Annotated in this window: 11 protein-coding genes; 4 read left to right on the top strand and 7 right to left on the bottom strand. The window is 55.5% G+C overall.

Annotated elements, in window-relative coordinates:
• Positions 1-15 precede the first annotated feature (15 nt).
• The 4 genes from ycaO to pflA all read left to right on the top strand — a co-directional run bounded on the left by ycaO (position 16) and on the right by pflA (position 6,284).
• Entirely contained in the window at positions 16-1,776 is a 1,761-nt protein-coding gene (ycaO, locus tag SPE70_RS08275; protein WP_012968619.1) for a 30S ribosomal protein S12 methylthiotransferase accessory factor YcaO, read from the top strand.
• Positions 1,777-2,161: 385 nt separating this feature from the next.
• Positions 2,162-3,019, top strand: coding sequence for a formate transporter FocA (gene focA / locus SPE70_RS08270; protein ID WP_008805853.1), 858 nt, complete (start codon positions 2,162-2,164; stop codon positions 3,017-3,019).
• A gap of 50 nt (positions 3,020-3,069) precedes the next feature.
• Positions 3,070-5,352, top strand: a complete 2,283-nt coding sequence (gene pflB, locus SPE70_RS08265) for a formate C-acetyltransferase (RefSeq protein ID WP_008805852.1) — start codon at positions 3,070-3,072, stop codon at positions 5,350-5,352.
• A gap of 191 nt (positions 5,353-5,543) precedes the next feature.
• Complete coding sequence (pflA, locus tag SPE70_RS08260) at positions 5,544-6,284, top strand: pyruvate formate lyase 1-activating protein (RefSeq protein ID WP_002898145.1); 741 nt, start codon at positions 5,544-5,546, stop codon at positions 6,282-6,284.
• A gap of 165 nt (positions 6,285-6,449) precedes the next feature.
• Here pflA and SPE70_RS08255 read toward each other — a convergent pair whose 3' ends face one another.
• From SPE70_RS08255 to lolA, 7 genes are all read right to left on the bottom strand, one after another.
• Positions 6,450-7,598: an MFS transporter gene (locus tag SPE70_RS08255; protein WP_008805851.1), complete on the bottom strand. Its 1,149-nt coding sequence runs from the start codon at positions 7,596-7,598 to the stop codon at positions 6,450-6,452.
• A gap of 275 nt (positions 7,599-7,873) precedes the next feature.
• The gene (locus SPE70_RS08250) at positions 7,874-8,737 is read right to left on the bottom strand and encodes a dimethyl sulfoxide reductase anchor subunit family protein (RefSeq protein ID WP_012968620.1); all 864 of its coding nucleotides are present in this window, start codon (positions 8,735-8,737) and stop codon (positions 7,874-7,876) included.
• A gap of 1 nt (position 8,738) precedes the next feature.
• A complete protein-coding gene (locus SPE70_RS08245) occupies positions 8,739-9,356 on the bottom strand; it encodes a DMSO/selenate family reductase complex B subunit (RefSeq protein WP_004201375.1) in 618 nt (205 codons plus the stop codon).
• Positions 9,357-9,366: 10 nt separating this feature from the next.
• On the bottom strand, positions 9,367-11,805 hold the full coding sequence (dmsA, locus tag SPE70_RS08240) for a dimethylsulfoxide reductase subunit A (RefSeq protein WP_008805849.1): 2,439 nt from the start codon (positions 11,803-11,805) through the stop codon (positions 9,367-9,369).
• Positions 11,806-12,005: 200 nt separating this feature from the next.
• Positions 12,006-13,298: a serine--tRNA ligase gene (serS, locus tag SPE70_RS08235; protein ID WP_064170512.1), complete on the bottom strand. Its 1,293-nt coding sequence runs from the start codon at positions 13,296-13,298 to the stop codon at positions 12,006-12,008.
• Positions 13,299-13,389: 91 nt separating this feature from the next.
• Positions 13,390-14,733 (bottom strand): replication-associated recombination protein RarA, encoded by a 1,344-nt coding sequence (rarA, locus tag SPE70_RS08230; protein ID WP_012542326.1) that lies wholly within the window; start codon positions 14,731-14,733, stop codon positions 13,390-13,392.
• Positions 14,734-14,741: 8 nt separating this feature from the next.
• Positions 14,742-15,353, bottom strand: a complete 612-nt coding sequence (lolA, locus tag SPE70_RS08225; RefSeq protein ID WP_004201368.1) for an outer membrane lipoprotein periplasmic chaperone LolA — start codon at positions 15,351-15,353, stop codon at positions 14,742-14,744.
• Positions 15,354-15,377: the final 24 nt, after the last annotated feature.

Raw genomic sequence — 15,377 nt, 5'->3', positions numbered from 1 at the left:
ACAAAAGTGATCGCCATGACCCAAACGTTTATTCCCGGCAAAGATGCCGCCCTGGAAGATTCCATCGCTCGCTTCCAGCAGAAATTGCTCGACCTCGGATTTGATATCGAAGAGGCCTCGTGGCTGAACCCGGTGCCGCACGTGTGGTCCGTTCACATTCGCGATAAAGAATGCGCGCTGTGCTTTACCAATGGTAAAGGCGCCACCAAAAAGGCAGCCCTGGCCTCCGCGCTGGGCGAATATTTCGAGCGCCTGTCCACCAACTATTTCTTCGCCGACTTCTGGTTAGGCGACACTATCGCTAATGGCCCGTTTGTTCACTACCCGAACGAAAAGTGGTTCCCGCTGACCGAAAACGACGATGTCCCGGAAGGTCTGCTGGATGCCCGTCTGCTCGCGTTCTACGATCCGGACGATCAGCTGACCGCCAGCATGCTGGTGGATCTGCAGTCGGGGAACGATGAGCGCGGCGTATGCGGCCTGCCCTTTACCCGCCAGTCCGACGGCGAAACCGTCTATATTCCGATGAATATCGTTGGCAACTTGTACGTATCCAACGGTATGTCTGCAGGGAATACCCCGAATGAAGCACGTGTGCAGGGCCTGTCAGAGGTCTTTGAACGTCACATAAAAAACCGCATCATCGCAGAGAGCATCAGCCTGCCGGAGATCCCGGCGGAAGTCATGGCGCGCTATCCTGGCGTCGTGGAGTCGATCGCAAAACTTGAAGCCGAAGGCTTCCCGATTTTCGCCTACGATGGTTCGCTGGGCGGCAAATACCCGGTTATCTGCGTCGTGCTGTTTAACCCGACTAACGGCACCTGCTTCGCTTCCTTTGGCGCCCACCCGGACTTCGGCGTGGCGCTGGAGCGTACGGTCACAGAACTGCTGCAGGGTCGCAGCCTGAAAGACCTTGATGTCTTTACGCCGCCGACCTTTGATGACGAAGAAGTCGCCGAGCACGCGAACCTCGAAACCCACTTCATCGACTCCAGCGGCCTGATCTCCTGGGATATGTTCAAGCAGGATGCCGACTATCCGTTCGTTGACTGGAGTTTCTCCGGCACCACCGAAGAAGAGTTCGCCACCCTGATGGCCATCTTCAAGGCCGAAGATAAAGAAGTGTACATTGCCGACTACGAGCATTTGGGCGTTTACGCCTGCCGTATCATCGTTCCGGGCATGTCGGATATTTATCCGGCAGAAGACCTGTGGCTGGCAAACAACAGCATGGGCGCCCATCTGCGGGACACCATTCTGTCTCTGCCGGGCAGCGAGTGGGAAAAAGAAGATTATCTGGCGCTCATCGAACAAATGGATGACGAAGGCCTGGATGATTTCACCCGCGTTCGCGAACTGCTGGGCCTTGCCACCGGGAAAGACAACGGCTGGTATACCCTGCGCGTCGGCGAGCTGAAAGCGATGCTGGCCCTGGCTGGCGGCGATCTGGAACAGGCGCTGATCTGGACCGAATGGACCATGGAATTCAATGCCTCTGTCTTCAGCCCTGAGCGCGCAAACTACTATCGCTGCCTGCAGACCCTGCTGCTGCTGAGCCAGGAGGAGGAGCGTCAGCCGCTGCAGTATCTGAACGCCTTCATCCGTATGTATGGCGCCGATGCGGTCGAAGCCGCCAGCGCTGCGCTAAGCGGCGAAGCCCCGTTCTATGGCCTTCAGGCTGTCGACAGCGATCTGCAAGCCTTCCCGGCTCATCAGTCGCTGCTGAAAGCGTATGAAAAGCTGCAGCGGGCGAAAGCGGCGTTCTGGGCAAAATAAGCCCCCATTACGCCAACATGCTTGCAAACAACGGAGCCCGATGCGGCTCCGTTATTTTAACCTGGCGAGGGAGCCACTATAGTTTGTAGTTGTAAAGTTAATTAATAGTAAATATCGCACTTATATCATTTACCAATTGTTAATTTAAAATAAAATACTCCATTTTAATTAACTCAAATACTGGGGCAAAAACGAAAAAATTCAACATAACTTATAAATTTTAAAATTTATTTTCCACAAAAAAATCAAATAGTTAAGCATCAAACAAGCAAAAACCCCACACTAAAAAGGCATATAGTTCCGGTGAGATATGATCTATATCAATTTCCCTTCTATAATGCTTTGTTAGTATCTCACCGCCAACTTATATAAAGAGAGAGTTAGTGTGAAAGCTGACAACCCTTTTGATCTTTTGCTCCCTGCCGCGATGGCGAAAGTCGCCGAAGAAGCAGGTGTCTATAAAGCAACGAAGCATCCGATGAAGACCTTTTATCTGGCGATCACCGCTGGCGTTTTCATCTCCATCGCTTTCGTATTCTATATCACCGCGACCACCGGCACTGCCGCGATGCCTTTTGGGATTGCCAAGCTTATCGGTGGGGTCTGTTTTTCCCTGGGTCTGATTCTGTGCGTTATCTGCGGCGCTGACCTCTTTACCTCTACTGTGCTGATCGTGGTGGCGAAAGCCAGCGGTCGAATCACCTGGGGGCAACTGGCAAAAAACTGGCTCAACGTCTATTTTGGTAACCTGGTGGGCGCACTGCTGTTTGTGCTGCTGATGTGGTTATCAGGCGAATATATGACTGCCAACGGCGGTTGGGGGCTAAACGTCCTGCAGACTGCTGACCACAAATTGCACCATACTTTTGTGGAGGCCGTGAGCCTGGGTATCCTCGCTAACCTGATGGTTTGTCTCGCCGTATGGATGAGCTATTCCGGTCGTAGCCTGATGGATAAAGCGATGATCATGGTCCTGCCGGTAGCGATGTTTGTTGCCAGCGGCTTTGAGCACAGCATCGCCAACATGTTTATGATCCCGATGGGTATCGTAATCCGCAATTTTGCGAGCCCGGAATTCTGGACCGCTATCGGTTCAACTCCGGAAAGTTTCTCACACTTGACCGTTATGAACTTCATCACTGATAACCTGATTCCGGTGACTATCGGGAACATTATCGGCGGAGGTTTGCTGGTCGGGTTGACATACTGGGTCATTTACCTGCGTGGCAACGACCATCACTAGGGTTGTTTCAGGCAGTAAATAAAAAATCCACTTAAGAAGGTAGGTGTTACATGTCCGAGCTTAATGAAAAGTTAGCCACAGCCTGGGAAGGTTTTGCGAAAGGTGACTGGCAGAATGAAGTCAACGTCCGTGACTTTATTCAGAAAAACTACACCCCATATGAAGGCGACGAATCCTTCCTGGCTGGCGCAACTGAAGCGACCACCAAGCTGTGGGACACCGTAATGGAAGGTGTAAAACAGGAAAACCGCACTCACGCGCCTGTTGATTTTGACACTGCCCTGGCTTCCACCATCACCTCTCACGACGCTGGCTATATCGAGAAAGGTCTGGAAAAAATCGTTGGTCTGCAGACCGAAGCGCCGCTGAAACGTGCGATCATCCCGTTCGGTGGTATTAAAATGGTTGAAGGTTCCTGCAAAGCGTACAATCGCGAGCTGGATCCGATGCTGAAAAAAATCTTTACCGAGTACCGTAAAACCCACAACCAGGGCGTATTTGATGTTTACACCAAAGACATCCTGAACTGCCGTAAATCCGGCGTGCTGACCGGTCTGCCGGATGCTTACGGCCGTGGTCGTATCATCGGTGACTACCGTCGCGTTGCGCTGTACGGTATCGACTTCCTGATGAAAGACAAATACGCTCAGTTCCAGTCTCTGCAAGAAAAACTGGAAAGCGGCGAAGATCTGGAAGCGACCATCCGTCTGCGTGAAGAGATCTCTGAACAACACCGTGCACTGGGTCAGATCAAAGAGATGGCGGCTAAATATGGCTACGACATCTCCGGTCCGGCAACGACTGCTCAGGAAGCTATCCAGTGGACCTACTTCGGTTACCTGGCTGCCGTGAAATCTCAGAACGGCGCAGCAATGTCCTTCGGTCGTACCTCCAGCTTCCTGGATATCTACATCGAACGTGACCTGCAGGCCGGTAAAATCACCGAGCAAGACGCGCAGGAAATGGTTGACCACCTGGTCATGAAACTGCGTATGGTTCGCTTCCTGCGTACCCCGGAATATGATGAACTGTTCTCCGGCGACCCGATTTGGGCAACAGAATCCATCGGCGGTATGGGTGTTGACGGCCGTACTCTGGTCACCAAAAACAGCTTCCGCTTCCTGAACACCCTGTACACCATGGGGCCGTCTCCGGAGCCGAACATTACTATCCTGTGGTCTGAAAAACTGCCACTGAGCTTCAAGAAATTCGCGGCTAAAGTGTCCATCGATACCTCTTCTCTGCAGTATGAGAACGATGACCTGATGCGTCCGGACTTCAACAACGACGACTACGCTATCGCATGCTGCGTAAGCCCGATGGTTGTTGGTAAGCAAATGCAGTTCTTCGGTGCTCGTGCTAACCTCGCGAAAACCATGCTGTACGCTATCAACGGCGGCGTGGATGAAAAACTGAAAATGCAGGTAGGTCCGAAATCTGAACCGATCAAAGGCGACGTCCTGAACTTCGACGAAGTCATGGATCGCATGGATCACTTCATGGACTGGCTGGCGAAACAGTATGTCACCGCGCTGAACATCATCCACTACATGCACGACAAGTACAGCTACGAAGCCTCTCTGATGGCGCTGCACGACCGTGACGTTATCCGCACCATGGCGTGTGGTATCGCTGGTCTGTCCGTTGCTGCTGACTCCCTGTCTGCTATCAAATATGCGAAAGTTAAACCGATTCGTGACGAAGACGGTCTGGCTATCGACTTCGAAATCGAAGGCGAATACCCGCAGTTTGGTAACAACGATGCTCGCGTCGATGACATGGCCGTTGACCTGGTTGAACGTTTCATGAAGAAAATTCAGAAACTGCACACCTACCGCAACGCTATCCCGACTCAGTCTGTTCTGACCATCACCTCTAACGTGGTATATGGTAAGAAAACCGGTAACACCCCAGACGGTCGTCGCGCTGGCGCGCCGTTCGGACCAGGTGCTAACCCGATGCACGGTCGTGACCAGAAAGGTGCTGTTGCCTCACTGACTTCCGTTGCTAAACTGCCGTTTGCTTACGCGAAAGATGGTATCTCTTACACCTTCTCTATCGTGCCGAACGCGCTGGGTAAAGATGACGAAGTTCGTAAGACCAACCTGGCCGGTCTGATGGATGGTTACTTCCACCACGAAGCGTCCATCGAAGGTGGCCAGCACCTGAACGTGAACGTCATGAACCGCGAAATGCTGCTCGACGCGATGGAAAACCCGGAAAAATATCCGCAGCTGACCATCCGCGTATCTGGCTACGCCGTACGTTTTAACTCCCTGACCAAAGAACAGCAGCAGGACGTTATTACCCGTACCTTCACTCAGACCATGTAATTCCCAGTCTGACTGAAAAAGCGTACAATAAAGGCCCCACATCAGTGGGGCCTTTTTAACAAGTGATCCCCGCCCCAGCCTGCTTTGCCAGTTATCTATACTTTGGGTACCTGTCAAAACAGACTCGACGCAGCCGCTGAGCTGTGCACCAACACGGCCCCGGATGGGCCACATCTGGAGAAAACACCGCAATGTCAGTTATTGGTCGCATTCACTCCTTTGAATCCTGTGGCACCGTTGATGGCCCGGGCATCCGCTTTATTACCTTTTTCCAGGGCTGCCTGATGCGCTGCCTGTACTGCCATAACCGTGACACCTGGGATACCCACGGCGGCAAAGAAATCACCGTTGAAGAGTTAATGAAAGAGGTGGTGACCTATCGTCACTTTATGAATGCCTCCGGCGGCGGCGTTACGGCATCAGGCGGCGAAGCGATCCTGCAGGCGGAGTTTGTTCGCGACTGGTTCCGCGCCTGTAAAAAGGAAGGTATTCATACCTGTCTCGATACCAACGGCTTTGTCCGTCGCTACGATCCGGTTATCGACGAACTGCTGGAGGTGACTGACCTGGTCATGCTGGATCTTAAGCAGATGAACGATGAGATCCACCAGAACCTGGTCGGCGTTTCCAACCACCGCACCCTTGAGTTTGCCCAGTATCTGGCGAAAAAGAATATCAATGTCTGGATCCGCTACGTCGTGGTTCCGGGCTGGTCAGACGATGATGACTCCGCGCACCGCCTGGGCGAATTTACCCGCGATATGGGCAACGTCGAGAAAATTGAACTGCTGCCCTACCATGAGCTGGGCAAACACAAATGGGTAGCGATGGGCGAAGAGTACAAGCTGGACGGCGTTCATCCGCCGAAAAAAGAGACCATGGAGCGGGTGAAAGGCATTCTTGAGCAGTATGGTCACAAGGTGATGTACTAAGAGCCTCATCAGGGTCGGTGGTGCGCTTACGCCGGCCCGAAGCGACACTGGAAATCATTCCAGCCCCGCCGTTGATCCTCATGAAAAGCGCAATGCCGTCTCTCTGCAGTGGAAAACATGCGATAGAAACAGATGACGTGCAGCCTTCGCTGCACGTCAGAATGGTTATGCGTGCGCCACCGGCGTCGGATGATGCCCGGCTTTACGCAGCAGGGTCAGCAGATAGATAAACGACACGCTGGCGATCATGATAAACAGCAGATTGTCTGAGAAATTCTGCATCAGCATTGCTGTCAGGGTCGGGCCCAGCAGACTGCCGATGGTATAACTCATCAGCAGCGCCTGATTCATCGCCACCAGTTGGTGATGTTCGACTTTTTCGCAGGCCCAGGCCATCGCCACCGGATACAGCGTGAAACCGGATGCCCCAAGCACAAACAGCGCCGGGGCCATTGCCGCCTGACTCAGCATCGCCATACAGCCCAGAATGACCACAAAGACCTGCACCCGCAGCACCAGCAGACGGCCATAGCGGTCAGCCAGGCGCCCTACCGGCCACTGGCCGAGGATCCCCGCGCTCACCATCACCGCCATCCAGAAGCCAATGCCGGCGTCGCTCACACCCTGATGGTTCAGCCACAGCGGCATCAGGCCATACAGAGAACCGAGGACAATCCCCGAGATAATACAGCCATTGACCCCGTGGCGCGCCTGGCGCAGCTTCAGCATTGGCCAGATACGTACCGTTTCGTGCGGCTCTTCAGCCTGTCCCATAATACGGGTGAACAGCAGCGGCAGGATCGCCGCCAGCGCCAGACCAGTCACCCACGGCAGGACGCTCATTAAATCGGTAGGTAACTTACTGACCATCAGCTGGCCCAGTACGGTACCGACATAATAGACCATCATGTACGCCGCCAGCAGACGGCCGCGGCTGCGGGAAGTCCCGCTGCAGACCAGCGCGCTTTCCACCACCACCCAAATCATCGCGCAGCCTACGCCGGCGATAAACCGCCAGCTCAGCCACGTCCAGAAGCCAACGGTGATCCCCAGCCCTACGCAGCCGACGGCGAAAATTAACGACGCGAGATAATAGCTGCGGTTAAACCCAAGGCGCTTAATCACCCAACCAGCCAGCAACGTACCGGCCAGGTTGCCGGTAAAATAGGATGACCCCACCATGCCGACCTGCCAGGTTGGCATATTTTCATGGGCGAGCCAGAGCGGGACGAGCGTATTCAGCACCGCTATCGCCAGGGTCAATAAAAGCAGGCCACAGAGCAGCATTTGCACTGGCCGGGTGTAGATGGTCATGGGTAAAAAACCGTGAGGAATGTTCAGATCGCGAGCGCATCATGCCACCGCTAAAAACATTGTCAATCCACCTGAAATCAGGCGTGATGCAGTTTTGCAGGCTACGATAGAAGTTTTTTATCCACAGAATGGGTAAAGGTGAGGCAACAGATAATACACTGTTGTTTTTCTTAATTTATTAATAAATGTCGACGTTGATTTCAGTTGAAAAATTTCATCTATCGACAGCACGTTTTCATCATGCCGGCGTATGACCGCCGGCATGATGACGCCGATTAACTGGCGATAGCCATCCCCACGGTCATATGCAGACCATAGAATACGCCGCGGCCAATCATCTCTCCCGCCAGCACCAGAACAAACGCCAGGCTAAGCAGCGAGACCGCCGGCTTGCGGCCGCGGATCTGCGGCACGCACCAGCAGGCCAGGGCCAGCGCCAGCAGCACCATACGCCAGGCCATAAGCAACCCGTAATCCGGCACCAGAGCGGAGGCCTGCTGGATTGAACTGTGAATAGTAGCGAGTTCACTCCCCTGCATCAGGACCACGACAATACTCGCCAGCAGCGCCAACAAAGTGACCACCGGCAGCAAGCGCAGCGCCCAGCCGTCAACGCCTGCCACGCGCAGCAGCAGGTAGCCCAGCAGCGGACCGCCGATAAACAGCGTCAGGAAGAAGCTCAGCGGCGTCCAGACGGTGTACCAGGTCGGCACCGTGTCGATGGTGTTGTATACCCGCACCATCATCCAGACGAAGATCACGCCCAGCACCATGGTGACTATCAGCCACAGGCTACGCAGGCCGGCAGGCAGTTTTTTACACACGGCCAGTAGCCAGCCAATCCCGCCGACGGCGAAGAAGATCGCCCCGCTGGCTATCTCATTACTCAGCGACGAGGCTCCCACGCGATTCAGCGAGTTAAAGGCCCGTAGCGGCGAACCGAGGTGCATTGTCGAGGCGATAAACCCGATCCCCATCAATACCCACAGGCCAAACATACTCCCAACCACGCGCTGCTCCTGCTCGCGAGAAAGATTGCCCGTCATCAGCGCCAGGGCCATGACGATAAACCCGCCCGCGACGCACTGGCCGAAGACAGTAAAGATCATCAGCGGCCATTCATGCCATCCGTTTCCCATCTCACACCTCCTTCGGATTCGCCAGGTAACCGGTGGTATCGCCACACGGCCGGGCATTGGCGTTAGGTTTAATAACGATACTCGGCCTGGTAAAGTGCGCCGACGGCAGCGGGGCTACCGCGGCCAGCTGGCCATGCTTAGCGCGCAGCTCGGCAATCGGCCCGAAATCAAGCGCCCGCAGCGGGCAGGACTCGACGCAGATCGGCTTTTTCCCCTCGGCGACGCGCTCATGGCAACCGTCGCACTTGGTCATGTGGCCCTTGTCGGCGTTGTACTGCGGGGCGCCGTACGGGCAGGCCATATGGCAGTAACGGCAGCCAATGCACACCTCTTCGTTGACCACGACAAAACCATCTTCACGCTTGTGCATTGCCCCGCTCGGACAGACCTTGGTGCAGGCCGGATCTTCGCAGTGGTTACAGGCGATGGAGAGGTAATAAGCAAAAACGTTCTGATTCCAGACACCGTTATCCTCCTGCCAGTCGCCACCGGCATACTCATAGATGCGGCGGAAGCTGACCTCCGGGGTCAGGTTCTTGTAATCCTTACAGGCCAGTTCGCAGGTCTTGCAACCGGTGCAACGGGCGGAATCAATAAAAAATCCATACTGAGTTGTCATCGGTTACTCCTTACAGCTTCTCAACCTGGACGAGGTTGGTATGCGACGGGTTCCCCTTCGCCAGCGGCGACGGACGCTGGGTGGTCAGCACGTTAATGCTGCCCGCCTGATCCACCCGTGAAGCGTCCGGGTTATACCAGGCCCCTTCCCCCAGCGCGACAACGCCCGGCATCATGCGCGGCGTCACCTTCGCTTCAATATGCACTTCTCCGCGGTCGTTGAAGATGCGAATGCGATCGCCGTTGGCAATGCCGCGTTGCTTCGCGTCGATCGGGTTAATCCACATCTCCTGCCGACAGGCGGCCTTCAGTACATCGACGTTGCCGTAAGTTGAGTGAACGCGCGATTTATAGTGGAAGCCGGTCAGCTGTAGCGGGTATTTCGCCGTCAATGGATCGTTGTAGTTTTCGAAGCCCGGGGTGTAGATCGGCAGTGGATCGATAACATCCCCTTCCGGCAGCTCCCAGGTGGCCGCGATTTTCGCCAGCGCCTGCGAGTAGATTTCGATCTTGCCCGACGGCGTGGTCAGCGGATTGGCCTGCGGATCCTCGCGGAAGGCTTTGTAGGCCACATGGTGTCCTTGCGGATCGCGCTGCTTATAAATGCCCTGCTGGCGGAAGGTGTCGAAATCTGGTAGGTCAGGGATCGCTTTCTGCGACTGTTCATACAGATGGCGCATCCAGCCTTCCTGGGTACGGCCTTCGGTAAACTGCTGCTCCACACCGAGGCGTTTTGCCAGCTCGGTGGTCATCTCATAGATAGTTTTGCATTCGAAACGCGGCTTGATGGCCTGATCGGCAAAGATGATGTAGGACATGTTGCCGCAGGAGGCATCCAGCGCGAAATCCATCTGCTCGGAGGCGGTGCAGTCCGGCAGCAGAATATCGGCGTATTTCGCGGACGAGGTCATATGGCAATCGATGACTACGATCATCTCGCACTTCTTGTCGTCCTGCAGGATCTCGTGGGTACGGTTGATCTCTGAGTGCTGGTTAATCAGGCAATTGCCCGCATAGTTCCAGATCATTTTGATCGGCACGTCGAGCTTATCTTTGCCACGAACGCCGTCGCGCAGCGCGGTCATTTCCGGACCACGCTCGATAGCGTCGGTCCACATAAACATCGAGATACTGGTCTGAACCGGATTCTCCAGCGTCGGCATGCGCTCAAAGGGCAGGCTGTAAGAGCCCTCGCGCGCGCCGCTGTTGCCGCCGTTGATCCCGACGTTACCCGTCAGGATAGCGAGCATCGAGATAGCCCGGGTGGCGATTTCGCCGTTGGCGTGACGCTGCGGCCCCCAACCCTGGCTGATATAGGCCGGTTTGGCGGTGGCAATTTCGCGCGCCAGTTTAACAATGCGTTCGCGCGGAATACCGGTAATCGTCGAGGCCCACTCCGGCGTTTTGGCGATACCGTCCGTGCCCTGGCCAAGAATGTAAGCTTTGTAGTGACCATTGGCTGGCGCACCGGCGGGCAGCGTTTTCTCGTCGTATCCCACGCAGTATTTATCGAGGAACGGCTGATCGACCAGATTCTCGGTGATCATCACCCACGCCAGACCCGATACCAGCGCCGCATCGGTGCCGGGGCGAATCGGGATCCATTCATCTTCACGCCCGGCGCCGGTGTCGGTATAGCGCGGATCGATGATGATCATCCGGGCATTGGATTTCTGCCGCGCCTGTTCAAGGTAGTATGTCACCCCGCCGCCGCTCATCCGCGTTTCGCCGGGGTTATTGCCGAACAGCACCACCAGCTGGCTGTTTTCAATATCCGATGGACTATTGCCGTCGGCCCAGCCGCCGTAGGTATAATTGAGGCCCTCGGCAATCTGCGCCGAAGAGTAATCGCCATAGTGGTTCAGATAACCGCCGCAGCAGTTCATCAGACGGGCAATCAGCGTTTTTCCTGGCGGCCAGGAACGAGTCAGCGTGCCGCCGAGCGTACCGGTGCCGTAGTTCAGATAGATGGATTCGTTGCCGTATTCTTTAATCAGCCGCTGCATATTGCTGGCGATAGTATCGAACGCCTCTTCCCAGCTGATTTGCTCGAATTTCCCTTCCCCGCGTTTGCCAACGCGCTTCATCGGGTACTTCAGGCGATCCGGGTTATAGACGCGGCGGCGCATCGAACGCCCGCGCAGGCAGGCGCGGACCTGGTGCAAACCGTCATAGTTATCGTCACCGGTATTATCGGTTTCGACGTATTTAATCGCGCCATCCACCACGTGCATGCGCAGCGGGCAGCGGCTGCCGCAGTTGACGGTACAGGCACTCCAGACCACCTTCTCGTTGGCGGGTGCCGGCGTATCGGCGGCATGCGCCAGTCGGGTAAAGGGTAATGTTAGTGCGTTGCTGGCCAGCGCCAGGCCGCCTATTGCCGTGGTTTTCATCAGACCACGGCGGCTTACCTCAGCAGCCAGTAAAGCATCGGGGGCTTTAATTTTCATGGATACTCGCTTTGGTTGCTCACAATAAACTGACAAGCGCTATATAGTCATATATATATTGCTTTGAAATATTATTGGTTTTTTATGCTGATTTAATCCAAAGGGAGTATCACTGCATTCGTAGAATGGATTATTGCCCGGTATCAATAAGGGCGTAAAAAAAGCGCCCGCAGGCGCTTTTAAAAGAGAGGAAGAAAAAATTACCCGATATATTCGAGGCCACGCATATACGGGCGCAGAATTTCCGGGATCTCAATACGGCCATCGGCCTGCTGATAGTTTTCCATCAGCGCCACCAGGGTACGACCTACCGCCAGACCAGAACCATTCAGAGTATGAACGAGGCGAGTCTTCTTGTCGGACTTGCTGCGGCAGCGGGCCTGCATACGACGCGCCTGGAAATCCCAGACGTTAGAGCAGGAAGAGATTTCACGGTAGGTGTTCTGCGCCGGAACCCACACTTCCAGGTCGTAGGTTTTGCAGGCGCTGAAGCCCATATCGCCGGTGCACAGCGCGACCTTACGGTACGGCAGACCCAGCAGCTGCAGCACTTTCTCGGCGTGACCGGTCATCTCTTCCAGCGCGGCCATGGAGTCTTCCGGACGCACGATCTGCACCATTTCAACTTTGTCGAACTGGTGCATGCGGATCAGACCGCGGGTGTCGCGACCATAGGAACCGGCTTCAGAGCGGAAGCACGGCGTATGGGCGGTCATTTTGATCGGCAGGTCGTCTTCGTCGATGATTTCATCGCGTACCAGGTTGGTCAGCGGCACTTCCGCCGTCGGGATCAGCGCGTAGTTGCTGCTGTCGGCTTCTTCTTCCAGCGGACGAGTATGGAACAGGTCGCCAGCGAATTTCGGCAACTGGCCGGTGCCATACAGCGTGTCCTGGTTCACCAGGTACGGGACATAGTTTTCGCTATAGCCATGCTGTTCGGTGTGCAGATCCAGCATGAACTGCGCCAGGGCGCGGTGCAGACGGGCCAGCTGGCCTTTCATCACCACAAAACGCGAACCAGTCAGCTTAACGGCGGCGGCAAAATCCAGCCCCCCGTGCATTTCCCCCAGCGTCACGTGATCGCGCACTTCAAAATCGAACTGGCGCGGCGTGCCCCAGCGGCTGACTTCAAAGTTGTCGTTTTCGTCACGGCCAACCGGCACATCATCATGAGGAATATTCGGGATCGCCAGCGCGATATCGCGAATTTCCGCCAGCAGCGTTTCCAGCTCGGACTTTGCAGCATCCAACTGTTCGCCGAGTTTGTTCACTTCCAGGCGTAATGGCTCGATGTCTTCCCCGCGCGCTTTCGCCTGGCCAATGGATTTCGATCGGGAGTTACGCTCCGCCTGCAGGTTTTCCGTTTGCACCTGCAGAACTTTACGACGCTCTTCAAGCGCGCGAAGTTTATCTACATCCAGCTTAAAGCCCCGGCGTGCCAGTTTTTCTGCGACTGCGTCTGGCTCGGTACGCAGCAGATTGGGATCGAGCATGCTTATCCTGTGCTTATCGAATTAAATAAAGAAAAGTGGCCGCAGACTACGACCACGGAAATAGAGTAATAACCTTACCGCAACGCCTCAATTAGCGGTAGCGTTTTATCGGGCTATTTTGATCCTGTTCAGCGAGCCAGGCGAGCTTTTCGCCAATTTTGCCCTCAAGCCCCCGGTTTGTCGGGTGATAATAGCGCGTTTGCGCCATTTCCTGCGGGAAGTACTGCTCGCCGGCGGCGTAGGCGTTGGGTTCGTCATGAGCGTAACGATACTCCTGTCCGTAACCCATCTCTTTCATCAGCTTCGTCGGCGCATTGCGCAGATGCACCGGAACGTCGTAGTCAGGACGATCCCGCGCGTCGGACAGCGCCGCTTTAAAGGCGGTGTAGACGGCGTTACTTTTCGGCGCGCAGGCCAGATAGACAATGGCCTGGGCAATCGCCCGTTCGCCTTCCGCCGGCCCGACGCGGGTAAAGCAATCCCACGCCGAAATGGCGACCTGCATCGCCCGTGGGTCGGCGTTGCCGACATCTTCCGAGGCTATCGCCAGACAGCGGCGGGCAACGTACAGCGGATCGCCGCCGGCGGTGATGATCCGCGCATACCAGTAAAGTGCCGCATCCGGCGCGCTACCGCGCACCGACTTATGCAGAGCAGAAATCAAATCGTAGAACCGGTCGCCTTTGTTATCAAAGCGCGCGCTGCGCTCGCCAGCGATCTCGGTCAGCAGTTCCGCCTTCAGCACCCGCTTGCCCGAGTCATCGCTCTCGGCCATATCAGCCATCATTTCCAGGGTATTCAGCGCCCGCCTCGCGTCGCCGTTCACCAGTTCGGCGATGGCCTTGCGGGTCTCTTCCGGCAGAATAATATCCTGCCCGCCGTAGCCGCGGGACTTATCGTTCATCGCCTGGTCAAGCACCCGCTCGATATCGTCGGTGGTCAGCGATTTCAGTAAGTAGACGCGGGCGCGGGAGAGCAGCGCTGAATTAAGCTCAAAGGAGGGGTTTTCGGTGGTCGCGCCAATAAAAGTGATGGTGCCGTCTTCAATATGGGGCAGAAAGGCATCCTGCTGGCTTTTATTAAAGCGATGCACTTCGTCAACAAACAGGATGGTCCGCCGGCCGGCGTTGCGATTTTGCCGCGCGCGCTCAATAGCCTCGCGAATCTCTTTCACCCCTGAGGTCACCGCCGAGATCCGTTCGACATCGGCGCTGGCGTAGCGGGCAATCACTTCCGCGAGGGTGGTCTTGCCGGTGCCCGGCGGCCCCCAGAGGATCATTGAATGCAGATGCCCGGCTTCAATCGCCCGCGGCAGGGGTTTACCCGGCGCCAGCAGATGCTGCTGGCCAATATACTGCGCTAAATTTTCTGGCCGCATGCGAGCGGCCAGAGGTTGAAACGCGTTGTCGGAAAAATCGAGCGACAGATTGCTCACTTTCGCCTCTACTTACGTTGATCGTCCACCGTCACCCCTTTCGGCGGCGTAAAGGTGAACTTAGATGCGTCGACGGCGCCGTTCTGCTGCGACTTCAGCTGATAGCTGCTGCGCTGGTCATCCTGCTCGACGGCGCTGAACTGATGGATGGTGCCGTCCCGACCGACGTTGATCGTGAACTGCTTCAGGTTACCGCTGCCGCTTTTCGGCGTCAGCACAAAATCATCGCCGTTTTGTTTGATATTGTACTGCTGCCAGTCACTGGACTGGTTGCGGGCAATCAGCATAAACGGCGTGTTGCTGGTAGCATCTTTCAGCCAGGTCGCCGTAGCCTGCTCAACGAACGGGTTGTAGAACCACAGCGTTTTGCCATCCGAGACAAGAACGCTTTCATCTGGCTGGGTCATATGCCAGTTAAACAGGTTCGGACGTTTTACCCACAGGTCGCCCTGTCCGTCCTGGACGGCGTTACCGCTGCCGTCGGTGACTTTCTGCGTGAAGCTGGCATGGAAACTGCTCACTTTATCAAGACGGCTTTTTAAGTCACTGGCCGCATCTGCCCAGACCTGGCTGACGACCATACCAGACAGTAATGCACAGGTGATTGCGAGTTTTTTCATTGTTATTCCTTAATGTGCGTCACT

This window comes from Klebsiella sp. ZJOU C1, assembly GCF_035620215.1.
GTDB lineage: Bacteria > Pseudomonadota > Gammaproteobacteria > Enterobacterales > Enterobacteriaceae > Klebsiella > Klebsiella variicola.
This window is presented reverse-complemented; position numbering and strand designations above follow the sequence as displayed.